General features: G+C 59.5%; 28 protein-coding genes. 16 read left to right on the top strand and 12 right to left on the bottom strand.

All coding sequences use genetic code 11. From position 1 onward, the window contains the following. Positions 1-8: 8 nt before the first annotated feature. Positions 9-1,427, top strand: a complete 1,419-nt coding sequence (locus ACUXAC_RS19065) for a glutamate synthase small subunit (RefSeq protein WP_454266826.1) — start codon at positions 9-11, stop codon at positions 1,425-1,427. A gap of 165 nt (positions 1,428-1,592) precedes the next feature. Continuing rightward, on the top strand, positions 1,593-2,072 hold the full coding sequence (locus ACUXAC_RS19060) for a hypothetical protein (RefSeq protein ID WP_084827503.1): 480 nt from the start codon (positions 1,593-1,595) through the stop codon (positions 2,070-2,072). 64 nt (positions 2,073-2,136) lie between these two features. On the opposite strand, the gene sspB is transcribed toward ACUXAC_RS19060, so the two are convergent. The 5 genes from sspB to zapE all read right to left on the bottom strand — a co-directional run bounded on the left by sspB (position 2,137) and on the right by zapE (position 5,838). Continuing rightward, complete coding sequence (gene sspB, locus ACUXAC_RS19055) at positions 2,137-2,637, bottom strand: ClpXP protease specificity-enhancing factor (protein ID WP_004937084.1); 501 nt, start codon at positions 2,635-2,637, stop codon at positions 2,137-2,139. Positions 2,638-2,642: 5 nt separating this feature from the next. After that, positions 2,643-3,284 carry a stringent starvation protein SspA gene (gene sspA, locus ACUXAC_RS19050; protein ID WP_004937082.1) on the bottom strand — a complete coding sequence of 214 codons (642 nt, stop codon included), beginning with the start codon at positions 3,282-3,284 and terminating at the stop codon, positions 2,643-2,645. Positions 3,285-3,609: 325 nt separating this feature from the next. Next, complete coding sequence (gene rpsI, locus ACUXAC_RS19045) at positions 3,610-4,002, bottom strand: 30S ribosomal protein S9 (protein WP_004937080.1); 393 nt, start codon at positions 4,000-4,002, stop codon at positions 3,610-3,612. 15 nt (positions 4,003-4,017) lie between these two features. After that, positions 4,018-4,446: a 50S ribosomal protein L13 gene (gene rplM, locus ACUXAC_RS19040; protein WP_004937079.1), complete on the bottom strand. Its 429-nt coding sequence runs from the start codon at positions 4,444-4,446 to the stop codon at positions 4,018-4,020. A gap of 264 nt (positions 4,447-4,710) precedes the next feature. Continuing rightward, a complete protein-coding gene (zapE, locus tag ACUXAC_RS19035; protein WP_084827502.1) occupies positions 4,711-5,838 on the bottom strand; it encodes a cell division protein ZapE in 1,128 nt (375 codons plus the stop codon). Positions 5,839-6,069: 231 nt separating this feature from the next. On the opposite strand from zapE, the gene zapG reads away from it, so the two are divergent. The 3 genes from zapG (at position 6,070) to degS (ending at position 9,170) form a co-directional block, all read left to right on the top strand. Then, positions 6,070-6,471: a Z-ring associated protein ZapG gene (gene zapG / locus ACUXAC_RS19030; RefSeq protein WP_004937074.1), complete on the top strand. Its 402-nt coding sequence runs from the start codon at positions 6,070-6,072 to the stop codon at positions 6,469-6,471. A 181-nt stretch (positions 6,472-6,652) separates the two neighbouring features. After that, the gene (degQ, locus tag ACUXAC_RS19025) at positions 6,653-8,023 is read left to right on the top strand and encodes a serine endoprotease DegQ (RefSeq protein ID WP_060440980.1); all 1,371 of its coding nucleotides are present in this window, start codon (positions 6,653-6,655) and stop codon (positions 8,021-8,023) included. An 88-nt stretch (positions 8,024-8,111) separates the two neighbouring features. Then, positions 8,112-9,170, top strand: coding sequence for an outer membrane-stress sensor serine endopeptidase DegS (gene degS, locus ACUXAC_RS19020; protein ID WP_019453130.1), 1,059 nt, complete (start codon positions 8,112-8,114; stop codon positions 9,168-9,170). A 71-nt stretch (positions 9,171-9,241) separates the two neighbouring features. On the opposite strand, the gene murA is transcribed toward degS, so the two are convergent. The 7 genes from murA to mlaF form a co-directional block, all read right to left on the bottom strand. Continuing rightward, positions 9,242-10,501, bottom strand: a complete 1,260-nt coding sequence (gene murA, locus ACUXAC_RS19015) for a UDP-N-acetylglucosamine 1-carboxyvinyltransferase (RefSeq protein ID WP_004937068.1) — start codon at positions 10,499-10,501, stop codon at positions 9,242-9,244. A 55-nt stretch (positions 10,502-10,556) separates the two neighbouring features. Then, positions 10,557-10,811, bottom strand: coding sequence for a BolA family iron metabolism protein IbaG (gene ibaG / locus ACUXAC_RS19010; RefSeq protein WP_004937066.1), 255 nt, complete (start codon positions 10,809-10,811; stop codon positions 10,557-10,559). A gap of 140 nt (positions 10,812-10,951) precedes the next feature. Beyond that, positions 10,952-11,254: a lipid asymmetry maintenance protein MlaB gene (mlaB, locus tag ACUXAC_RS19005; protein ID WP_060424671.1), complete on the bottom strand. Its 303-nt coding sequence runs from the start codon at positions 11,252-11,254 to the stop codon at positions 10,952-10,954. After that, positions 11,254-11,883, bottom strand: coding sequence for a phospholipid-binding protein MlaC (gene mlaC, locus ACUXAC_RS19000; RefSeq protein ID WP_084827500.1), 630 nt, complete (start codon positions 11,881-11,883; stop codon positions 11,254-11,256). The genes mlaB and mlaC overlap by 1 nt, the downstream gene beginning before the upstream one ends. Positions 11,884-11,897: 14 nt before the next feature. Beyond that, positions 11,898-12,446 carry an outer membrane lipid asymmetry maintenance protein MlaD gene (mlaD, locus tag ACUXAC_RS18995; protein ID WP_060424667.1) on the bottom strand — a complete coding sequence of 183 codons (549 nt, stop codon included), beginning with the start codon at positions 12,444-12,446 and terminating at the stop codon, positions 11,898-11,900. Positions 12,447-12,450: 4 nt separating this feature from the next. Beyond that, the gene (mlaE, locus tag ACUXAC_RS18990; RefSeq protein WP_004937059.1) at positions 12,451-13,233 is read right to left on the bottom strand and encodes a lipid asymmetry maintenance ABC transporter permease subunit MlaE; all 783 of its coding nucleotides are present in this window, start codon (positions 13,231-13,233) and stop codon (positions 12,451-12,453) included. Between the two features lie 4 nt (positions 13,234-13,237). Further along, complete coding sequence (mlaF, locus tag ACUXAC_RS18985; protein WP_454266825.1) at positions 13,238-14,053, bottom strand: phospholipid ABC transporter ATP-binding protein MlaF; 816 nt, start codon at positions 14,051-14,053, stop codon at positions 13,238-13,240. 303 nt (positions 14,054-14,356) lie between these two features. On the opposite strand from mlaF, the gene ACUXAC_RS18980 reads away from it, so the two are divergent. The 11 genes from ACUXAC_RS18980 to npr all read left to right on the top strand — a co-directional run bounded on the left by ACUXAC_RS18980 (position 14,357) and on the right by npr (position 22,391). Beyond that, on the top strand, positions 14,357-15,334 hold the full coding sequence (locus ACUXAC_RS18980; protein WP_004937053.1) for a calcium/sodium antiporter: 978 nt from the start codon (positions 14,357-14,359) through the stop codon (positions 15,332-15,334). 16 nt (positions 15,335-15,350) lie between these two features. Continuing rightward, positions 15,351-16,337, top strand: coding sequence for an arabinose-5-phosphate isomerase KdsD (gene kdsD / locus ACUXAC_RS18975; RefSeq protein ID WP_454266824.1), 987 nt, complete (start codon positions 15,351-15,353; stop codon positions 16,335-16,337). 17 nt (positions 16,338-16,354) lie between these two features. After that, positions 16,355-16,909 carry a 3-deoxy-manno-octulosonate-8-phosphatase KdsC gene (kdsC, locus tag ACUXAC_RS18970; RefSeq protein WP_454266823.1) on the top strand — a complete coding sequence of 185 codons (555 nt, stop codon included), beginning with the start codon at positions 16,355-16,357 and terminating at the stop codon, positions 16,907-16,909. Then, a complete protein-coding gene (lptC, locus tag ACUXAC_RS18965) occupies positions 16,906-17,484 on the top strand; it encodes an LPS export ABC transporter periplasmic protein LptC (RefSeq protein ID WP_038879652.1) in 579 nt (192 codons plus the stop codon). The genes kdsC and lptC overlap by 4 nt, the downstream gene beginning before the upstream one ends. Then, positions 17,453-17,992: a lipopolysaccharide ABC transporter substrate-binding protein LptA gene (lptA, locus tag ACUXAC_RS18960; protein WP_025304377.1), complete on the top strand. Its 540-nt coding sequence runs from the start codon at positions 17,453-17,455 to the stop codon at positions 17,990-17,992. Before lptC ends, lptA begins: the two co-directional genes overlap by 32 nt. Positions 17,993-17,998: 6 nt before the next feature. Then, positions 17,999-18,724 carry an LPS export ABC transporter ATP-binding protein gene (gene lptB / locus ACUXAC_RS18955; protein WP_004937040.1) on the top strand — a complete coding sequence of 242 codons (726 nt, stop codon included), beginning with the start codon at positions 17,999-18,001 and terminating at the stop codon, positions 18,722-18,724. 52 nt (positions 18,725-18,776) lie between these two features. Beyond that, a complete protein-coding gene (gene rpoN, locus ACUXAC_RS18950) occupies positions 18,777-20,210 on the top strand; it encodes an RNA polymerase factor sigma-54 (protein WP_049198529.1) in 1,434 nt (477 codons plus the stop codon). A 23-nt stretch (positions 20,211-20,233) separates the two neighbouring features. Then, positions 20,234-20,521 (top strand): ribosome hibernation promoting factor, encoded by a 288-nt coding sequence (gene hpf / locus ACUXAC_RS18945; protein ID WP_004937038.1) that lies wholly within the window; start codon positions 20,234-20,236, stop codon positions 20,519-20,521. 155 nt (positions 20,522-20,676) lie between these two features. Beyond that, positions 20,677-21,138, top strand: a complete 462-nt coding sequence (gene ptsN, locus ACUXAC_RS18940; protein ID WP_016930212.1) for a PTS IIA-like nitrogen regulatory protein PtsN — start codon at positions 20,677-20,679, stop codon at positions 21,136-21,138. 129 nt (positions 21,139-21,267) lie between these two features. Next, positions 21,268-22,122 (top strand): RNase adapter RapZ, encoded by an 855-nt coding sequence (rapZ, locus tag ACUXAC_RS18935; RefSeq protein ID WP_015379177.1) that lies wholly within the window; start codon positions 21,268-21,270, stop codon positions 22,120-22,122. Then, positions 22,119-22,391, top strand: coding sequence for a PTS phosphocarrier protein NPr (gene npr, locus ACUXAC_RS18930; RefSeq protein WP_004937034.1), 273 nt, complete (start codon positions 22,119-22,121; stop codon positions 22,389-22,391). The genes rapZ and npr overlap by 4 nt, the downstream gene beginning before the upstream one ends. Positions 22,392-22,546: the final 155 nt, after the last annotated feature.

Raw genomic sequence — 22,546 nt, 5'->3', positions numbered from 1 at the left:
GGTCATTAATGAGCCAGAACGTTTACCAATTTATCGACCTGCAGCGTGTTGATCCGCCAAAGAAACCGCTGAAGATCCGCAAAATCGAGTTCGTCGAGATCTACGAACCGTTTTCGGAAACCCAGGCCAAGGCCCAGGCGGACCGCTGTCTGTCCTGCGGCAACCCGTATTGCGAGTGGAAGTGCCCGGTGCACAACTACATCCCGAACTGGCTGAAGCTGGCCAACGAAGGCCGCATCATGGAAGCGGCGGACCTGGCGCATCAGACCAACAGCCTGCCGGAAGTGTGCGGCCGCGTGTGCCCGCAGGATCGCCTGTGCGAAGGCTCCTGCACCCTGAACGACGAGTTCGGTGCGGTCACCATCGGCAATATCGAACGCTACATCAGCGATAAGGCCATCGAAATGGGCTGGAAGCCGGACATGTCGCACGTGCAGCCGACCGGCAAGCGCGTGGCGATCGTCGGTGCCGGCCCTGCCGGGCTGGCCTGCGCCGACGTATTGACCCGCAACGGCGTCAAGGCGGTGGTATATGACCGTCATCCGGAGATCGGCGGCCTGCTGACCTTCGGCATCCCGGCCTTCAAGCTGGAAAAGGAAGTGATGGTCAAACGCCGCAGCATCTTCAGTGAGATGGGCATCGAGTTCCAGCTGAACACCGAAGTGGGCAAAGACATCAGCATGGAGACCTTGCTGAACGAGTACGATGCGGTATTCCTCGGCGTCGGCACCTATCAGTCGATGCGCGGTGGCCTGGAGAACGAGGAAGCGCAGGGCGTGTACGATGCGCTGCCGTTCCTGATCGCCAACACCAAGCAGCTGATGGGCTATGAAACCGAGCAGCACGAGCCTTACGTCAGCATGGAAGGCAAGCGCGTGGTGGTGCTGGGCGGCGGCGATACCGCCATGGACTGCGTGCGTACCTCGGTGCGCCAGGGCGCGACGCAGGTCACCTGCGCCTACCGCCGCGACGAAGCCAACATGCCGGGTTCCAAGCGCGAAGTGAAGAACGCCCGGGAAGAAGGGGTAGATTTCCAGTTTAACCTGCAGCCGCTGAGCATCGAGCTGAACAGCGCCGGCCGCGTGGCCGGGGTGAAGATGGTACGCACCCAGCTGGGCGCACCGGATGCCAACGGCCGTCAGGCGGCGGAGCAGGTGCCGGGTTCCGAACACGTGATCGACGCCGACGCGGTGGTGATGGCATTCGGCTTCCGCCCGCACCGTATGGACTGGCTGGCGGCGCACGACGTGCAGCTCGATAAACAGGGCCGCATCCTGGCGCCGGAAGGCAGCGACAACGCGTTCCAGACCAGCAACCCGAAAATCTTCGCCGGCGGCGACGCGGTGCGCGGTTCCGACCTGGTGGTGACGGCGATCGCCGAAGGCCGCAAGGCGGCAGACGGCATCATGAACTACCTGGAAGTGTAAACCTTCCGTACCGCCAGAGGCCCGGCACATTGCCGGGCCTCTGTTTTTAGCCTGCCACGCTTTGTAACAACCTCCCCTCACCTCACCGCGTCAACGCGCTATAGTATTGAGTTAGCACCATTGCGGGGCGCGGCTGCGCCTGACACCGAGATAAGGATAGCGAACATGAAATGCTCCATTTCCCTGTTGGCCGGCGCAGTGCTGGCCGTCAGTTTCAGCGCTTCAGCCATGGCGCTGGATTCGCAGGAGGTCGGTTACAATATCGAAGCGCGCGGCGCGCGGCCGGTCGTGGCACAGTTGGGCAAGGCCGGGCAGTTCAGCGCCGTGGAAAACAGCATCCGGCTGGGGGACGACAGCTGGATTGCCCTGGCGCCCAAGCTGGCCGGCGGCGGCAATGCCGGCTTCACCGCCGGCATCAAATCGGCGCTCTCCGCCGCCCTGATTTACAATCCGGCGGCGGTGTTGCAGGCGCTCAACAAAGGCAACGATCTGCCGCTCAATGACATTTGCACCGCGCCGCCGGAAGTGCAAGGCGACACCGCCATCACCAGTTTCCGCCAGCGCGCAACCCGCGCCTTGTCCACCGTGCGCGTAGGCGATCTCAGCGCACCGCGCGATGCCTGCATTGCCGCCTTGAAAGGCTGATCCGCTTCTGCCGGGCAAAAAAAAAGCACCCCATAGGGTGCTTTTTCGTTTGTTCGCGCAGGGATTACTTCACCACGCGCAGCGCCGGGCGGCCACCGCGCGGCGGCTGCGGCGGCTCGTCGTCCGGGCCGTTGTCTTCCGCGGTATCCGGGCGATCGCCGTCGATCACCGACATCAGGGTTTCCGAAGGGATCGTCTCATTGTCCAGGCCTTCGAACACGCCTTCGCTCTCGTCGTAGGCGGCTTCCGGTTCGAACATCGTGCCGGCGCCGTTTTCACGCGCATAGATCGCCAGCACGGCGGCCATCGGCACCGAAACCTGACGCGGCACGCCGCCGAAGCGCGCGTTGAACTGCACGTCTTCATTGCCCAACGCCAGGTTGCCTACCGCGCGCGGCGCGATATTCAGCACGATCTGGCCGTCACGCGCGAACTCCATCGGCACCTGCACGTCCGGGCGAGTCACGTCGACCACCAGGTGCGGCGTCAGCTGGTTATCCAGCAGCCAGTCATAAAACGCCCGCAGCAGATACGGGCGACGCGGCGTCATCTGAGACATGTCCATCGCGCTTAGCCCCGGGTTTGCAGGCGCATTTCACGCTCGGCTTCGGTCAGCGACGCCAGGAAAGCGTCGCGTTCGAAGACGCGGGTCATGTAGCCTTTCAGCTCTTTGGAGCCGGCACCGCTCAATTCAATGCCCAGCTGCGGCAGACGCCACAGCAGCGGCGCCAGATAGCAATCCACCAGGCTGAACTCTTCGCTCATGAAATACGGCGCCTGGCCGAAGATCGGTGCGATCGCCAGCAGCTCTTCACGCAGCTGACGACGGGCGGACTCCGCTTCCTGACCGCTGCTCTTCTCGATCTTGTCCATCAGCGAGTACCAGTTCTTCTCGATGCGCAGCATCATCAGACGGCTCTCGCCACGGGCAACCGGGTAAACCGGCATCAGCGGCGGGTGCGGGAAACGCTCATCCAGGTATTCCATGATGATGCGGGATTCATACAGGGTCAGTTCGCGATCGACCAGCGTAGGCACCGTCTGGTAAGGGTTGAGGTCAATCAGATCTTGCGGCAGGTTATCCATTTCGACCTGCTCGATCTCGACGCTGACACCTTTCTCCGCCAGTACGATACGTACTTGATGGCTAAAAATGTCGGTCGGGCCAGAGAACAGCGTCATTACCGAACGTTTGTTGGCAGCGACAGCCATGAAAACCTCCAAGTTATCTAGAAAATACTGCGAATAGCCAACTGACAGGCTGCTATCCTGAATAATCTTGCCGCAGGCCGGCAGCACGCAGCGCGACCCGAGCCCATGAAAAACCGGCCCAGGAGGTCAACTGCACGGCGAACAGGCGCAAAAGTGGGTGATAGTTTACCAGATTTTGCTTGTTTTGTGGGGACGGTGCGGTGAATTCATGTTGAATTGTCTGATCTGCCACAGATTTTAGTCGGGGACGGCGGATTTCAGGCATAAAAAAACCCGGTGAAGCACCGGGTTTTTTGCGTAAATCGCACTGCCGAAGCAGCGAAAATTAACGCTTGGAGAACTGCGGACGACGACGTGCTTTACGCAGGCCGACTTTCTTACGTTCAACCTGACGAGCGTCACGGGTGACGAAGCCAGCTTTACGCAGTTCAGAACGCAGAGTCTCATCGTACTCCATCAGTGCACGGGTGATACCGTGACGGATAGCGCCAGCTTGACCGGAGATACCACCACCTTTAACGGTGATGTACAGGTCCAGTTTGCCAACCATGTCGACCAGCTCCAGCGGCTGACGAACTACCATGCGGGCAGTTTCGCGACCGAAGTACTGTTCCAGGCTGCGCTGGTTGATAACGATGTTACCGTTGCCCGGCTTGATGAAGACGCGAGCGGCGGAGCTTTTGCGGCGACCAGTGCCGTAGTATTGATTTTCAGCCATTGCCATTAATCCCGATTAAATGTCCAGAACTTGCGGTTGCTGTGCCGCGTGATTGTGCTCGGTGCCCGCGTAAACCTTCAGTTTACGGAACATAGCACGACCCAGCGGGCCCTTTGGCAGCATGCCTTTAACCGCGATTTCAATCACGCGCTCAGGACGGCGGGCAATCATCTCTTCAAAGGTCGCTTGCTTGATACCACCGATGTGGCCGGTGTGGTGGTAGTACACTTTGTCTGTACGCTTGTTGCCGGTTACAGCAACTTTGTCAGCGTTCAGAACGATGATGTAATCACCGGTATCCACGTGCGGGGTGTATTCCGCTTTATGCTTGCCGCGCAGGCGACGAGCCAGTTCAGTAGCGAGACGGCCTAAAGTTTTACCATCTGCATCAACAACGTACCAGTCGCGTTTTACGGTTTCTGGTTTAGCTGTAAAAGTTTTCATTAGAAAGCTTACCCAATAATTAGTTACACGTTGGTGAACACCCAAACGCTCGAAAACAGTTGAGGCTCACACGACCATACAAGTCCAGCAAACCTACCCCTTCGAATAGCCATTGCCGGCACTATAAAGTTTTTGGGAAAAAAAACTTTGTTGTAACGTGGGGTCGCAAGATTATAGAGAAGTCGCTCACAAAGATCGAACGGTTTTTGAATGGAAAATAAATTTATCGCCGGCGGCAGGCAACCGGCGATAGGCCCGGCGGACTCAGGGCAGATGCGGCAGCTTGAGGTACTCTTCGCTCTGCATTTCCTGCAGGCGCGACAGGCAGCGCTGGTACTCGAACTTCAGCCTCTCCCCCTGGTAGATCTCGAACATCGACGCCTCGGCGCCGATCACCAGCTTGACGTGTCGCTCGTAGAATTCGTCCACCAGCGCCAGGAAGCGGCGCGCGGTATTCTCTTTCAGCGGCCCCATCACCTGCACATTATACAGGATCACGCTGTGATACAGCCGCGACAGCGCAATGTAGTCCAGCTGGCTGCGCGCCTCTTCGCACAGCGTGTGGAAATCCACCGCCAGCACGCCGTCCACCGAACGGATCGCCTGCAGCGGCCGATGGTTGATCTGCAGCACCGGCGCGTCCTCCCCCGCCTTGCCCGCCAGCTTGACGAACATCCGATCCAGGGTCGCGCGCGTCTGGTCGTTCAGCGGCGTCAGGTAGAGGTGCGCCTGGGTCAGGGTGCGCAGACGATAGTCGATGCCGGCATCGACGTTCATCACGTCGCAGTACTCATTGATCAGATCGATTGCCGGCAGGAAACGCGCCCGCTGCAGGCCGTTGCGGTACAGATCGTCCGGCGGGATGTTCGACGTGGCCACCAGCGTGATGCCGCGGGCGAACAGCGCCTGCAGCAGCGTGGCCAGCAGCATGGCGTCGGTGATGTCGGACACGAAGAATTCGTCGAAGCACAACACATCGGTCTCAGCCTTGAAGCCGTCAGCGACGATTTCCAGCGGGTTTTCCCGCCCTTGCAGTTCGGTCAGCTCTTCATGCACCCGCAGCATGAAGCGGTGGAAGTGCAGACGCATTTTGCGATCGCCCGGCAGGCTGTGGAAGAACATGTCCATCAACCAGGTTTTGCCGCGCCCGACGCCGCCCCACATATACAGCCCCTGCACCGGACGCTGCGGCGCCGTTTCGCCGCCCTTGCCCAACAAACGGCTGAGCTTGCCGCGTAGCCCGCCCGCAGGCGCGCTCGCCACGGGCTTTTGCAACAGAGCCTGATAAATGCGATCCAGTTGGGCGACGGCCCGGCGTTGAACCTCATCGGCCTGATATTCCCCCGCGTCCAGCGCCTGCTGGTAGCGAGATAACGGTGATAGTGCCTGCATCTGTTCGATGTTCCCTAAGAACGCTTAGAAATTATTTAGCCAACGTTAGCGGCAAGTTGATGCCGATTCGCACCGTTATCGCCACAAATGCCCGCTGCGGGCGCCGTTGAAAACCCTGTAAACACTGGGTGGAAGCGCATCAGGATTCCACTCGGACAAGGTTAACGGTTATAGTGGATATTATTAAGTGAAAAATCCCTGCGGAACAACGAAGTCAAAATAGGAGTCATCATGACCTGGGAGTATGCGCTGATTGGTTTGGTCGTCGGTATCGTGATTGGAGCGGTGGCGATGCGTTTTGGCAACCGTAAATTACGTCAACAACAAGTCCTGCAGAACGAGCTGGACAAGAGCAAAACCGAGCTGGAAGAGTACCGCCAGGAGCTGGTCGGCCACTTCGCCCGCAGCGCCGAGCTGCTGGACAACATGGCTCGCGATTATCGCCAGCTGTATCAGCATATGGCGAAAAGCTCCAACAACCTGCTGCCGGATCTGCCGATGCAGGAGAATCCGTTCCGCTATCGCCTGACCGAAGCGGAAGCGGACAACGATCAGGCGCCGGTGGAAATGCCGCGCGACTATTCTGAAGGGGCCTCCGGCCTGCTGCGCGGCCAAAGCGCTCGCCGCGACTGATATTCCTTCTTCGCCCGCGGGGCCACCCGCGGGTTTATTCCCCCTTTGTGCCTTATTGACCTTCCTTCGCATTACCTTTACTGAACTTTGCACGCAAATTCACGGTCTTACCCTTCACTATGACAAGGTGATTGCCTTATCATCAAATTTTCATCGGCAGGTATTGAGAGAGTTATCATCAATGAAGAAAAAGTCTTTAATTCTTAGTGCATTGGCAATGAGCCTCGGCCTGACGTTCAGCGCAGTACCGGTGGCCAACGCGGCCCTGCCCGTTGCCGTTCAGGGGCAGCCGCTGCCGAGCCTGGCGCCGATGCTGGAAAAAGTCTTGCCCGCCGTAGTGAGCGTGCATGTCGCAGGCACCCAGGTGCAGCGTCAACAGCTGCCGGAAGAGTTCAGACGCTTCTTCGGCCCCAATTTCCCCGGCCAGCAGCAGAGCTCCCGCCCGTTTGAAGGGCTGGGTTCCGGCGTCATCATCGACGCTGCCAAAGGCTACGTGCTGACCAACAACCACGTCATCAACAACGCCGATAAAATCCGCGTGCAGTTGAACGACGGCCGCGAACTGGACGCCAAGCTGGTAGGCCGCGATGAACAATCCGACATCGCCCTGCTGCAGCTCAGCGACACCAAAAACCTGACCGCCATCAAGATGGCCGATTCCGACCAGCTGCGCGTCGGCGACTTCGCCGTGGCGGTCGGCAACCCGTTTGGCCTGGGCCAAACCGCCACCTCCGGCATCATCTCTGCGCTGGGCCGCACCGGCCTGAATCTGGAAGGGCTGGAAAACTTCATTCAGACCGACGCCTCGATCAACCGCGGCAACTCCGGCGGCGCGTTGGTTAACCTGAACGGCGAGCTGATCGGCATCAATACCGCCATTCTGGCGCCGAGCGGCGGCAACGTCGGCATCGGTTTCGCCATTCCGAGCAATATGGCGCAGAACCTGAGCCAGCAGCTGATCGAATTCGGCGAAGTGAAACGCGGCCTGCTCGGCATCAAGGGCAGCGAAATGACCCCTGACATGGCCAAAGCCTTCAACACCGACGCGCAGCGCGGCGCCTTCGTCAGCGAAGTGCTGCCGAAATCCGCCGCCGCCAAGGCCGGCATCAAAGCCGGGGATATTCTGGTTTCCGTCGACGGCAAGCCGGTGAACAGCTTCGCCGAGCTGCGCGCCAAGGTCGGCACCACTGCGCCGGGCAAAACCCTCAAAGTGGGCCTGCTGCGCGACGGCAAACCGCAGGAAGTCTCGGTCACGCTGGACAACAGCGAGAGCGCCTCGACCAATGCCGAAACGCTGTCGCCGGCGCTGCAGGGCGTTTCCCTCAGCAACGGTGCGCTGCCGAGCGGCGACAAGGGCGTGAAGGTAGAGAACGTGGATAAAGGCTCGACGGCGGCGCAAATCGGCCTGCAAAAAGGCGACGTGATCATCGGCGTCAACCGCCAGCGCGTGGACAGCATTACCGCGCTGCGCAAGGTGCTGGAAGCCAAACCACCGGTGATGGCGCTCAATATCGTGCGCGGTACCGAAACCATTTATCTGCTGCTGCGTTAATTTGTGCAAAAACCGGGCTCGGTGACATACTGCGCCCGGTTAACTCATGCTATCCTCCGAACATCGTTCACCACACCACGAAAACTCCATGTTTGCTAAGCTCTTGCGTTCTGTCGTTATCGGTCTCATCGTTGCCGGCCTGCTGTTGGCTGCCCTGCCCATGCTGCGCTCTTCCAACGGCCTGTTTGCAGAGAAAACCGAGAATACCAGCGACGAAACGCCGGTGAGCTACAACAAGGCGGTGCGCCGCGCCGCGCCCGCCGTGGTGAACATCTACAACCGCAACCTGAACGGCGCCGCCAACGTGCTGTCGCTCGGTTCCGGCGTGATCATGAACGAACGCGGCTATATCATCACCAACCGCCACGTGATCAAAGACGCCCAGCAGATCACCGTGGTGTTGCAGGACGGCCGCCGCTACGAAGCGCTGCTGGTCGGCTCCGACGGCCTGACCGATTTGGCGGTGCTGAAGATCGATCCCGGCAACCTGCCGGTGATCCCGACCAACAAAAACCGCGTTGCCCACGTCGGGGACGTGGTGCTGGCAATCGGCAACCCGTATAACCTGGGGCAGACCGTCACTCAGGGCATCCTCAGCGCCACCGGGCGCATCAGTATGAGCACCACCGGCCGACAGACTTTCCTGCAGACCGACGCTTCAATCAACCGCGGCAACTCCGGCGGCGCGCTGGTCAACTCGCTGGGCGAGCTGATCGGCATCAACACCCTGACCTATGACAAAATCACCGACGGTGAAACGCCGGAGGGCCTCGGCTTCGCCATTCCGATCGAACTGGCCACCAAAATCATGGACAAGCTGATCCGCGACGGCCGCGTGATCCGTGGCTATTTCGGCATTCAGGGCAAGGAGATCATTCCGCTGCGTTCCTCCAATTCCGGCATCGATCGCCTGCAGGGCATCATCGTGACCGAAATTACGCCGAACGGCCCGGCGAGCAGCGCCGGTTTCCAGATCAACGACATCATCATCAACGTGGATAACAAACCGGCGGTATCCGTGCTGGAGACCATGGACCAGGTTGCGGAGATCAGGCCGGGCACCGAGATACCGGTCATCGTGCTGCGCGACGGCAAACGCATTACGTTGAAAATGACGGTGGGTGAATTCCCGGAAGACAGCAATTAAAAAAGGGCCGGCATTGATAGCCGGCCCTTTGATTTTCATCCTGCCGACGCAGCCGCGCCGGCGCTAATCACTTACTCGCCTTTCACGCGTTCGATGTTCGCACCCAGCGCGCGCAGCTTGTCTTCAATACGCTCATAGCCGCGATCGATGTGGTAGATGCGATCGACGACGGTCACGCCGTCGGCGATGCAGCCGGCGATCACCAGGCTGGCGGAAGCGCGCAGATCGGTCGCCATCACCTGAGCGCCGGACAGCTGCTCAACGCCGTGGCAGATTACGGTGTTGCTCTCGATTTCCGCGTGCGCGCCCATGCGGATCAGTTCCGGCACGTGCATGAAGCGATTTTCGAAGATGGTCTCGGTGATGACGCCGGTGCCTTCCGCCACCAGGTTCAGCAGGCTGAACTGGGCCTGCATGTCGGTCGGGAAGCCCGGGTGCGGCGCGGTGCGCACGGTGACCGCTTTCGGGCGTTTGCCGTGCATGTCCAGGCTGATCCAGTCTTCACCCACTTCGATATCGGCCCCGGCTTCGCGCAGCTTGGCCAGCACCGCATCCAGCGTGTCCGGACGGGTGTTGCGGCACATCACTTTGCCGCCGGAAACCGCGGCGGCGATCAGGAAGGTGCCGGTCTCGATGCGGTCAGGCAGCACGCGGTACACGCCGCCGCCCAGACGCTCGACGCCCTCGATGGTGATTTTGTCACTGCCGGCGCCGCTGATCTTCGCGCCCAGCGTGTTGAGGAAGTTGGCGGTATCGACAATTTCCGGCTCACGCGCGGCGTTCTCGATAACGGTGGTGCCGGTCGCCAGGGTCGCGGCGCTCATGATGGTCACGGTCGCGCCCACGCTCACCTTGTCCATGACGATGTGCGCGCCCTTCAGGCGGCCCTCGACGGACGCCTTGACGTAACCTTCTTCCAGCTTGATCTCGGCACCCAACTGCTCCAGGCCGGTGATGTGCAGATCGACCGGACGCGCGCCGATCGCGCAGCCGCCCGGCAGGGAAACCTGGCCGCGGCCGAAGCGCGCCACCAGTGGCCCCAGCGCCCAGATGGATGCGCGCATGGTTTTCACCAGATCGTAAGGGGCACAGAACTCGTTCACACCGCTGGCGTCCACGAAGACCGAACCGTTGCGCTCAATCTTGGTACCCAGCTGGTTGAGTAGTTTAATGGTGGTGTCGATGTCCTTCAGCTTAGGGACATTCTGCAGTTCGACCGGCTCTTCCGCCAACAGGGCGGCGAACAGGATCGGCAGGGCGGCGTTTTTGGCCCCGGAAATAGACACTTCACCGCTCAGGCGAGTCCGACCCTGCACACGAAATTTATCCATCTGACTACTCTCTGTTATCTAATCTGAAGCTGCCCGCCCGGCAGGGCAAACAGCCTTAAAATCCGTTGAGTTTGCGGTCTCGCTGCCACTCTTCAGGGGTGTACGCCTTGATAGACAAGGCATGAATGCGGTTGTCCGCAATGTATTCCATCAGCGGTGCGTAAACCGTCTGCTGTTTTTTGACGCGGCTCATACCGGCGAACAGTTCACCGACCACGATCGCCTGAAAATGGCTGCCGTCGCCCGTCACATGTACTTCATCCAGTGCCAATGCCTGCATCAGCACGTCTTTAATCTCGTTGGTTTCCATAGTATCCAGTTCTGCCGCTAAAGGATCATAAACAGCCTAGTATCTTAGTGGAATACGATGTTTTCTTAAACTAAAGAAAAAGCCCCTGCGTAACAGGGGCTTTGTATCGTTTTACCACGCAAGGGCGACGTAAAACGCCGCTAACCGGCGGTATCGACAGGCATTATCGCCTGCAGGTTGTAGAGCGCGATCAGCGTTTTCAGGCGCTCGGTGGCGCCGAAAATTTTTAGCGCTACGCCGCGCTCACGCTGCTCTTCCTGCAGATGCAGCAACAGCGCCAGCCCGGCGGAGTCCACCCGCTCCAGTTGCGCCACGTCGATCGCGGTTTTATCCGCCATCAGCGCATCGCGCTGCCGCCACAGCGGCTGCAGCGTTTCCCGGTCCAGTTCACCGCGCAGGATCAGCGTCTGCTGCTGTGATTCGAAGCTGAGCGCTGCCGACATCAGTTTTTCTTGTCCAGCGTAATAGGCTGCGCGGCGGCGGCCTGCAGCTGTTTGGTCAGGCCATCGATGCCCTGAGTACGCAGCGTGGACGCCCACTCGTTCTGCTTGGTGGTGATCATGCTGACGCCTTCGGCGATCATGTCATACGCCTGCCAATAGCCGGTTTTGCTGTTCTTGCGCCATTGGAAATCCAGACGTACCGGCGGGCGGCCGCCGTTGTCGATGATGGTGACGCGAATGGCCACGATGTCGGCATTGCCCAGCGGCTGTTCAGGCGCGATCTGGTAAGTCTGGCCGTGGTACATCGCCAGCGCCTGGCCGTAAGCCTGCTCCAGGTAAGACTGGAAGGCGGTAAAGTAGGCTTCGCGCTGCGCAGGCGTCGCGTCTTTGTAGTAACGGCCCAGCACCAGCGCGCCGGCGTATTTCACCTGCACGAACGGCATCAGTTCCTGATGCACGATGGAGCGCAGGTAGTTCGGGTCCTGCTTGATCTTCGGCTGTTCGTTCTTCAAACGGCTGAAGGTCTTCTGCGCCGCGTCTTGCATCAAGCTGTAAGGATTGGTTTGGTCGGCTGCGCTCGCCAGCGGTGCAACCACCAGCAGAGCCACCATCAGTAAACGTTTAAACATGCAGGTATCCTCTCTTAATGATTTGGAACAGCGGGTTGCGGTGCGGCGCCGGCAGCCGGCTCAGCGGCCGCGTCTCCCGATTTGGCGCTGTCCTGACCGCCGCTTTTATACAGGAACTGGCCGATCAAATCTTCCAGAACCATGGCTGACTTGGTGTCCTGGATGGTGCCGCCGTCTTTTAGAATGGTGGTGCCCATGTCAGGATCTTCGAAGCCCACGTTAAGCGCCAGATATTGCTCGCCCAGCAGGCCGGAGGTGCGGATCGCCAGCGAGCTGGTATCCGGGATTTGGTCGTACTTTTTCTGGATATCCAGCGCCACGCGCGGCGTGTAGGTTTTCGGATCGAGCTCGATGTCCGCCACGCGGCCGATCACCACGCCACCGATCTTCACCGGCGAACGCGGTTTCAGGCCGCCGATGTTGTCGAACGTCGCGTAAATGCGGTAGGTCGGCTCGCTGCCGATCGATTTAAGGTTCGCCACCTGCAGGCAGATAAACACGATGGCGCACAGCGCGATCAGCATAAATGCCCCAACCCAGATTTCACTCTTCTTCGTTTGCATCGAATCAATTCCCAAACATCAGTGCTGTCAGCACGAAATCCAATCCCAACACCGCCAGTGACGAATGCACCACGGTACGCGTCGTCGCCCGGCTAATCCCTTCAGAGGTAGGCACGGCGTCGTACCCGTTGAAAATGGCAATCCAGGTTACGGTAATGGCGAATACCACGCTTTTGATCAGGCAGTTGAGCAGATCTTTTTTCCACTCCACGGCGCCCTGCATCGCCGACCAGAAGAAGCCGCTGTCGATGCCCTTCCAGTCCACGCCGACCACCGAGCCGCCCCAGATGCCGATCGCCACGAAAATGATGGTCAACAGCGGCATGCTGATCAGCCCCGCCCAGAAGCGCGGCGCCACGATGCGCCGCAGCGGATCGACCGCCATCATTTCCAGGCTGGAGATCTGCTCCGTCGCCTTCATCAGGCCGATTTCCGCCGTGAGCGCGGAACCGGCGCGGCCGGCGAACAGCAGCGCCGTCACCACCGGCCCCAGTTCGCGCAGCAGCGACAGCGCCACCATCATGCCGAGGCTGGCCTCGGCGCTGTAGGTGGTGAGCACGATATAGCCCTGCAGGCCCAGCACCATGCCGATGAACAGCCCGGAGACCATGATGATCAGCAGCGACTGCACGCCGACGCTGTAGAGCTGTTTCAACAACAGCGGCCACTGCTTGCCGGGTTCCGGCCGGCCAATCAACGCGTTGAACAGCATCAACCCGGCGCGGCCGAAGCTGGCGCTGGTGTTGATGCCACTGCGCCCCAAGGACGCTAACGCTCTTAATAACATGAGCTTATTTACTCCCTAAGCCTAGCAGTTCGGTCTGATAATCCCCGGCCGGGTAGCGGAACGGCACCGGCCCATCCGCTATACCATCCAGGAACTGGCGCACGCGCGCATCAGGATTGTTCTGCAATTGCTGCGTGGTGCCTTCGGCGATCACCCGGTGATCGGCCACGATGTAGGCGTAGTCGGCGATGCTCAGCACCTCCGGCACGTCGTGCGACACCACGATGCAGGTAATGCCCAGCGCATGGTTCAGCTCATCGATCAGCTTGACCAGCACCCCCATGGTGATCGGATCCTGGCCGACGAAGGGTTCGTCGAACATGATCATCTCAGGGTCCAGCGCGATCGCGCGCGCCAACGCCGCCCGGCGCGCCATGCCGCCGGAAAGCTCATTGGGCATCAGTTGGGCCGCGCCGCGCAGCCCTACCGCCTCCAGCTTCATCAGCACCGTGCTGCGCAGCAGGGGTTCAGGCAGGTTGCTGTGCTCGCGCAGCGGGTAGGCTACGTTTTCGAATACGGTCAAATCGGTGAACAGCGCGCCCGACTGGAACAGCATGCTCATCTTTTTGCGCGCGTCGTATAACTGACGGCGGGACAACGCGGGAATGTTGTCGCCGTCGAACCAAATTTCCCCGCTGTCCGGCGTCAGCTGGCCGCCTATCAGGCGCAGCAGCGTGGTTTTGCCGATGCCCGATGGCCCCATGATTGCCGTGACCTTGCCTCGGGGCACCGTCAGGTTGATGTCTTCAAATATCCGCCGGTCGCCGCGCGAGAAGCTCATGTCGCGCACTTCGACCAAATTATCTGTCTTATGGAGCATGTTAATGGACCCTTTACGACTCATCTGTTGCTGAATCTACCCGTGATGTTAAAGCAATGGGCTCAATCCGTCTCATCTTTACAAAAACTTACTGCCATTTCGCGACCAATGGTGCCATTGGTTTTACTTTTCCGCGCCACCCGGTCAAAATTGGCGCCATAACGAAAAAAAACGAAACTGTTCAACTATTAGCCGGGAAAAACCGTTGCTGTAGCTCTAGCGCGCGCAACGGAGGGCAAGCAATACCGCCGCATTGACGGCTTTAACCAACGAACCGGGATAATACCCGACAAAGGACCCTGCATGTTTCTCGCGATAGCATTATTAATCGTTGGTTTATTTCTACTGGTGTATGGTGCAGACCGCTTAGTTTATGGTGCTGCCGTGATTTCCCGCTCGCTCGGCGTCCCGCCGTTGATCATCGGCATGACCATCGTCGGCATCGGCACTTCGCTGCCGGAGCTGATCGTGTCCACCACCGCCGCGCTGAACGGGCAGATAGATATGGCCGTTGGCAACGTATTAGGTTCCAACATTACCAACATTTTATTGATCCTGGGCGTGGCGGCGCTGATTCACCCGCTGGCCGCGCGCTCCGAGATACTGCGGCGCGAACTGCCGCTGATGTTAGCGGTCACAGTATTGTGCGGTTTCGTGTTGATGGACGGCACCCTGAGCAGGCTGGACGGCGTGCTGCTGCTGGCCGCCGCCGCCGGCTTCATCCTGCTGATGCTGAAAATCGCCCGGCTGGCGCAGCGCGAGGGCAGCGACAGCCTGACCATGGAACAGATCGCCGAGCTGCCGCAGGACAGCAGCAACACCGTGGCGGTGCTGTGGCTGGTGTTGGCGTTTATCATTCTGCCGCTCTCTTCCAGGATGGTGGTCGATAACGCGACGGTGATTGCGCACTATTTCGGCCTGAGCGAACTGGTGGTCGGGTTGACCATTATCGCCATCGGCACCAGCCTGCCCGAACTGGCCACCTCCATCGCCGGGGCGCTGAAGGGCGAGGATGATATGGCGATTGGTAATATCATCGGTTCCAATATTTTCAACACGGTGATCGTGCTGGGCGTCCCCGCCCTGCTATCGCCGGGTAGCGTGGACACCGCCGCCTTCCAGCGCGATTACTGGGTGATGCTGGCGGCCAGCGTGCTGCTGAGCGTGCTGTGCATCGGCCGCAAACACCGCATCGGCCACCTGGCGGGCGCGCTGTTATTATGCGGCTTTATTGCGTATCTTGCGGTGCTGTTCTTTAACCCTTTCAGTACTTTCGGCTAAACCGACGGGAATGAGTATGTCGAACATTGAGTTGCAACCGGGCTTCGATTTTCAGCAGGCCGGCAAAGAAGTGCTTCAGATAGAGCGTGAAGGGCTGGCTCAGCTCGACAGCTACATCAACGCAGACTTCACCCGCGCCTGCGAAACGATCGCCGCCTGCGGCGGCAAAGTGGTGGTGATGGGCATGGGCAAATCCGGCCATATCGGCTGCAAGATCGCCGCGACCTTCGCCAGCACCGGCACCCCCTCATTCTTCGTTCACCCGGCGGAGGCCAGCCATGGCGATTTGGGCATGGTCACCCCGCAGGACATCGTGCTCGCCATCTCCAACTCCGGCGAGTCCAGCGAGATCCTGGCGCTGATCCCGGTGTTGAAACGTCAGCAGATCACCCTCATCTGTATGACCAACAATCCGGAAAGTTCGATGGGCAAAGCGGCGGATATCCACCTGTGCATCAAGGTGCCGCAGGAAGCCTGCCCGCTGGGGCTGGCGCCGACCACCAGCACCACCGCCACGCTGGTGATGGGCGATGCGCTGGCCGTCGCGCTGCTGAAAGCGCGCGGTTTCACGCCGGAAGATTTCGCGCTGTCGCATCCGGGTGGCGCACTCGGCCGCAAACTGCTGCTGCGAGTTAGCGATATCATGCACAGCGGCGACGAAATGCCCCACGTCAGCGCCGACGCCTCGTTGCGCGACGCGCTGCTGGAAATTACCCGAAAAAATCTGGGCCTGACGGTGATTTGCGACGATCTGATGAAAATCGCCGGCATCTTCACCGATGGCGACCTGCGCCGGGTGTTCGACATGGGCATCAACCTGCGCGAGGCGAAGATCGCCGATGTCATGACGCCGGGCGGCGTGCGGGTGCGCCCCAATATTCTGGCGGTCGATGCATTGAACCTGATGCAACAACGCCACATCACCGCGCTGCTGGTTGCCGATGGCGACCAGTTGCTGGGTGTGGTACATATGCATGACATGCTGCGCGCCGGCGTCGTTTAATTAAGGAATAGAACGGAATGGGTATGGTAGAAACCTGCTACGGGCCGGTAGAACAAGAGGTTATGGCGCGTGCCGGGAACATCCGCCTGTTGATTTGCGACGTTGACGGCGTGCTGTCGGACGGCCTGATCTTCATGGGCAACAACGGTGAAGAACTGAAGGCGTTCAACGTGCGCGACGGTTACGGCATCCGCTGCTTGAAAACCTCGGACATCGAAGTGGCGATCATCACCGGCCGCTCCGCCAAGCTGCTGGAAGACCGCTCGCAGACGCTCGGTATCACCCATCTGTATCAGGGGCAATCCGATAAGCTTTTGGCCTTCCGCGAACTGTTGGATAAACTGTCGTTAACGGCGGATCAGGTCGCCTATATCGGCGATGACCTGATCGACTGGCCGGTGATGGCGCAGGTCGGCCTGGCGGTCGCGGTGGCGGACGCCCACCCGCTGTTGACGCCGCGCGCCCACTACGTCACCCGCATTGCCGGCGGCCGCGGCGCGGTGCGCGAACTGTGCGACATCATTCTTTTGGCTCAAAATAAGCTGGAGGACGCCAAAGGGCTGTCGATATGAGTAAAACCAAACTGTGGATCACCATCCTGTTGACGGTGATCGTTCTGGCGCTGATCGGCTGGAACATGACGGACTTCAGCGACGAGACGGCCCCTGGCCCGGTCAACGATCAGGATCCGACTTACCAGAGCCAGCACACGGTCACCGTGGTGTACAACCCGGCCGGCAAGCTGAATTACAAACTGGTGGCGGAAGACGCGAAGTATTACACCGCCGGCGAGCTGAGCTGGTTCACCCAGCCGGTGATGACGCTGTTCGATGAGAATGCGGTGGCCACCTGGTCAGTTCGCGCCGATCGCGCCAAACTGACTAAAGACCGGATGCTGTATCTGTATGGTCACGTCGAGGTAAACAGCCTGACCACCACCTCGCAGCTGGAAAAAATTAAGACGGACAACGCTCAGGTAAACCTGGTCACCCAGGACGTCACCTCCGATGACGAAGTCACGCTTTACGGGACCAATTTTACCTCTAACGGCATGAAAATGCGTGGGAACCTGCGGACCAAAACCGCTGAGCTGATTGATAAGGTTAAGACCAACTATGAAATTCAGAACCAAAAACCAACTCCGTAACCTGTTGCTCGGCAGCTTAGTTTTGGCCGCCAGCGCCCCCGCTCTGGCGCTGAAATCCGACTCCAGCCAGCCGGTGAGCATCGACTCGCTCAAGCAGTCGTTGGACATGCAAAGCAACGTCAGTACCTTCACCGACAACGTGGTGATCAAGCAAGGCACCATCGATATTCGCGCCGACAAGGTGGTGGTCACCCGTCCGGGCGGAGATCAGAATAAGACCTATATTGAAGCGTTCGGCAACCCGGTAACCTTCTACCAGATGCAGGACAGCGGCAAGCCGGTCAAAGGCCACGCGCAGAAAGTGCGTTACGACGTGGCGACCCAGCTGGTGACCCTGACGGGCAACGCCTATCTGGAGCAGCTCGACAGCAACGTGAAAGGCGATCGCATCACCTATCTGGTGCAACAGCAGCAAATGCAGGCGTTCAGCGATAAAGGCAAACGCGTGACAACGGTTCTGGTACCGTCGCAGTTGCAAGACAAAAACGGGCAAAAAAAGAGTAACTAATCACTTATGGCAACACTCATCGCAGAAAACCTGGCGAAAGCCTACAAGGGCCGTAAAGTTGTCGAAGACGTCAGCCTGAAAGTGAAATCCGGCGAGATCGTCGGCCTGCTCGGGCCGAACGGCGCCGGTAAAACCACCACCTTCTACATGGTGGTCGGCATCGTGCCGCGCGACGCCGGGCGCATCGTGATCGACGAAGAAGACATCAGCCTGCTGCCGCTGCACGCCCGCGCGCGCCGCGGCATCGGATACCTGCCGCAGGAAGCGTCGATCTTCCGCCGCCTGAGCGTGTACGACAACCTGATGGCGGTGCTGGAGATTCGCCCCGACCTCACCAGCGAACAACGCGAAGACCGCGCCAAAGAGCTGATGGAAGAGTTCCATATCTCCCATCTGCGCGACAGCCTCGGCCAGGCGCTGTCCGGCGGTGAACGCCGCCGCGTCGAAATCGCCCGCGCGCTGGCGGCCAACCCGAAATTCATTCTGCTGGACGAACCCTTCGCCGGGGTGGATCCGATTTCCGTTATCGACATCAAAAAAATCATCGAGCACCTGCGTGACAGCGGCCTGGGCGTGCTGATCACCGACCACAACGTGCGCGAGACGCTGGACGTATGTGAACGCGCCTACATCGTCAGCCAGGGCAAACTGATTGCCCACGGCACGCCGGATGCTATTCTGGCCGACGAGCAGGTAAAACGCGTTTATCTGGGCGAAGAGTTCCGCCTCTGAGCGCCGGCGCGCCCTGCGGGGCGACACCGTTAACGGAAGTAGACAGAAGACTATGAAGCAAGGTTTGCAACTCAGGCTCAGCCAACAGCTGGCCATGACTCCTCAGCTCCAGCAGGCGATCCGCCTGCTGCAGTTGTCCACGCTTGAGCTTCAGCAAGAGATCCAGCTGGCGCTGGAGAGCAATCCACTGCTTGAACAGACCGATCTGCACGACGAAATCGACGCCAAAGAAACCCAGGAAACCGAGGGGCTCGATACCCGCGAGGCGCTGGAACAAAAAGACATGCCGGAAGAGCTGCCGCTGGACGCCACCTGGGATGAGATCTACACCGCCGGCACGCCGTCAGGCACCGGCACCGACTACAGCGACGACGAGCTGCCGGTCTATCAGGGCGAGACTACCCAAACGCTGCAGGATTACCTGATGTGGCAGGTGGATCTGACGCCGTTCTCCGATACCGACGCCGCCATCGCCACCTCCATCGTCGACGCGGTGGACGACACCGGTTATCTCACCGTGCCGCTGGAAGACATTCTGGAAAGCCTGGGCGACGAGAACGTGACCCTCGAGGAAGTCGAGGCGGTGTTGAAGCGCGTGCAGCGTTTCGATCCGATCGGCGTCGCCGCGCGCGATCTGCGCGATTGCCTGCTGGTGCAGCTCTCCCAATACGCCAAAGACACCCCTTATCTGGCCGAAGCGCGGCTGATCATCAGCGACCATTTGGATCTGTTGGCCAACCACGACTTTCGCAGCCTGATGCGATCAACCCGGCTAAAAGAAGATACACTGAAAGAAGCGATGCTGCTGATTCAGTCGCTCGATCCGCGCCCGGGGCAGTCGATCAATACCGGCGAATCGGAGTACGTAATTCCGGACGTGCTGGTGCGCAAAACGCAGAACACGTGGACGGTCGAGCTCAACGGCGACAGCATACCGCGTTTGAAGATCAATCAGCAGTACGCCGCGCTGGGCAACAGTGCCCGCAGCGAAGCCGACGGCCAGTTCATCCGCAGCAACCTGCAGGAAGCCAAGTGGCTGATTAAAAGCCTGGAGAGCCGCAACGAGACGCTGCTGAAGGTCACCCGCTGCATCGTCAGCCAACAGCAGGCGTTCTTCGAGCAAGGCGAAGAGTTTATGAAACCCATGGTGTTGGCGGATATCGCCCAGGCCGTGGAGATGCATGAATCGACGATCTCGCGCGTCACCACGCAGAAGTTTCTGCACAGCCCGCGCGGCATTTTCGAATTGAAATATTTCTTCTCCAGCCACGTGAATACCGACAGCGGCGGCGAAGCCTCCTCGACGGCGATCCGCGCGTTGGTGAAGAAATTGATTGCGGCGGAAAACCCCGCCAAACCACTCAGCGACAGCAAGCTGGCCACCCTGCTTTCCGATCAGGGGATCATCGTGGCGCGGCGCACCGTCGCCAAGTACCGAGAGTCTTTGTCCATCCCGCCGTCGAACCAGCGTAAACAGTTGGTTTGACCTCTATTGAGAAGGAAGACACTATGCAGCTCAACATTACCGGACACCACATCGAAATCACCGATCCGTTGCGCGAGTTCGTGAACAACAAGTTCGCCAAACTCGAACAGTATTTTGATCGCATCAATCAGGTGTATGTTGTATTAAGTGTGGAAAAAGTGCAGCAAATTGCGGAAGCAACGGTGCACGTGAATGGAGGCGAGTTGCACGCCACCTCGGAAGACGAGAATATGTATGCCGCAATTGATACGCTGATCGACAAATTGGCACGTCAATTGAACAAACATAAAGACAAATTGAAGCAACACTGACACCCTAACCCATTCCGTGAGGTTGCCTCCGTCGCAGCCTCGCCCTTCGGCGCGTGACCCGCATGGGTGACGCGCCGAACGGTAATCAGGGTTAAAACCGACGAAAAACCGCCTTGCCGGGTGCGCCCGGCGGCGCGGTTTTAAGTGAAGATGAGATGAACAACGAATATATGCAATTAAGCTCGGTGTTAAACATCGAGTGCACCAAAAGCTCGGTACACTGCACCAGCAAGAAGCGGGCTTTGGAAATTATCAGCGAACTGGCCGCCAAACAGCTCAATCTGCCTTCGCAGGTGGTGTTTGACGCGGTTCTCACCCGGGAGCGCATGGGCAGCACCGGTATCGGCAACGGTATCGCCATTCCCCACGGCAAACTGGAAGAGGACACACTGCGGGCCGTTGGCGTGTTTATCCGTCTCGACCAACCCATCGCTTTCGACGCTATCGACAACCAGCCGGTCGACCTGCTGTTCGCGCTGCTGGTGCCTGCCGATCAGTGCAAAACCCATTTGCATACCCTGTCGCTGGTCGCCAAACGCCTGGCCGACAAAACCGTATGCCGCCGCCTGCGCGCCGCGCAGAGCGACGAAGAGCTTTACCAAATCATCACCGAGTGAAGCCCGGCCGGCGTGACTTCCAGCCCGGATAACGCTACTGTTTCACGATGATGGATCCGGCTGCGGCCGGAATAACAAAGTTTCCACCGGTGGCGATGAACGCCGCCGCGATGCCAGGGGAGTTGCCACATGGTGCTGATGATTGTCAGCGGCCGTTCCGGTTCCGGAAAATCCGTCGCCTTGCGGGCGCTGGAAGACATGGGTTTTTACTGCGTTGACAACCTGCCGGTGGTGCTGCTGCCGCAGCTCGCCAACACGCTGGCGGAACGCAATATCTCCGCGGCGGTCAGCATCGACGTGCGCAACATGCCGGAATCGCCAGAAGTGTTCGAATACGCGATGACTCAGCTTCCGGACAGCTTCTCGCCGCAGCTGCTGTTCCTCGACGCCGATCGCAACACGCTGATCCGCCGTTACAGCGACACCCGCCGCCTGCACCCGCTCTCCAGCAAAAACCTGTCGCTGGAAAGCGCCATCGACGAAGAGAGCGATCTGCTCGAACCGCTGCGCTCGCGGGCTGACCTGATTATCGACACCTCGGAAATGTCGGTGCACGAACTGGCCGAAATGCTGCGCACCCGCCTGCTGGGTAAGCGTGAGCGCGAGCTGACCATGGTGTTCGAATCCTTCGGCTTCAAGCACGGCATTCCGATCGACGCCGACTACGTGTTCGACGTGCGCTTCCTGCCTAACCCGCACTGGGATCCGAAGCTGCGGCCGATGACCGGTCTGGACAAGCCGGTCGCGTCGTTCCTCGATCGCCATACCGAAGTGCACAACTTCATCTACCAGACCCGCAGCTACCTGGAGCAATGGCTGCCGATGCTGGAAACCAACAACCGCAGCTACCTGACGGTCGCCATCGGCTGTACCGGCGGTAAACACCGCTCGGTATACGTGGCGGAACAGCTGGCCGATTACTTCCGCTCGCGCGGCAAGAACGTGCAGTCGCGCCACCGCACGCTGGAAAAGCGCAAACAATGACGGTCAAACAGACGGTTGAAATCAAAAACAAGCTGGGCATGCACGCGCGTCCGGCGATGAAACTGTTCGAGCTGGTGCAAAGCTTCGACGCCGAGGTGATGCTGCGCAACGAAAGCGGCACCGAAGCCGAAGCCAGCAGCGTCATCGCGCTGCTGATGCTGGACTCCGCCCAGGGCCGGCATATCGAAGTCGAAGCGACCGGCCCCGACGAAGTCAACGCGCTGGCGGCGGTGGTCGAGCTGTTCAACTCCGGGTTTGATGAAGATTAGCCGCTGAAGCCCTCTCGCGAATGCGTCGTACCGGCGCGTTCGTTCCCTTTGCCTCCTATCCCTGACACAACCTCCCGCTTTTCACTTTGCGTACCCGCTTCCAAAATCAGCAGTAACTGCCTGTAAATGCGAGGCATGGATTTACCATCACGGCG

Source organism: Serratia sp. 121840015-1, assembly GCF_053627655.1.
This window is presented reverse-complemented; position numbering and strand designations above follow the sequence as displayed.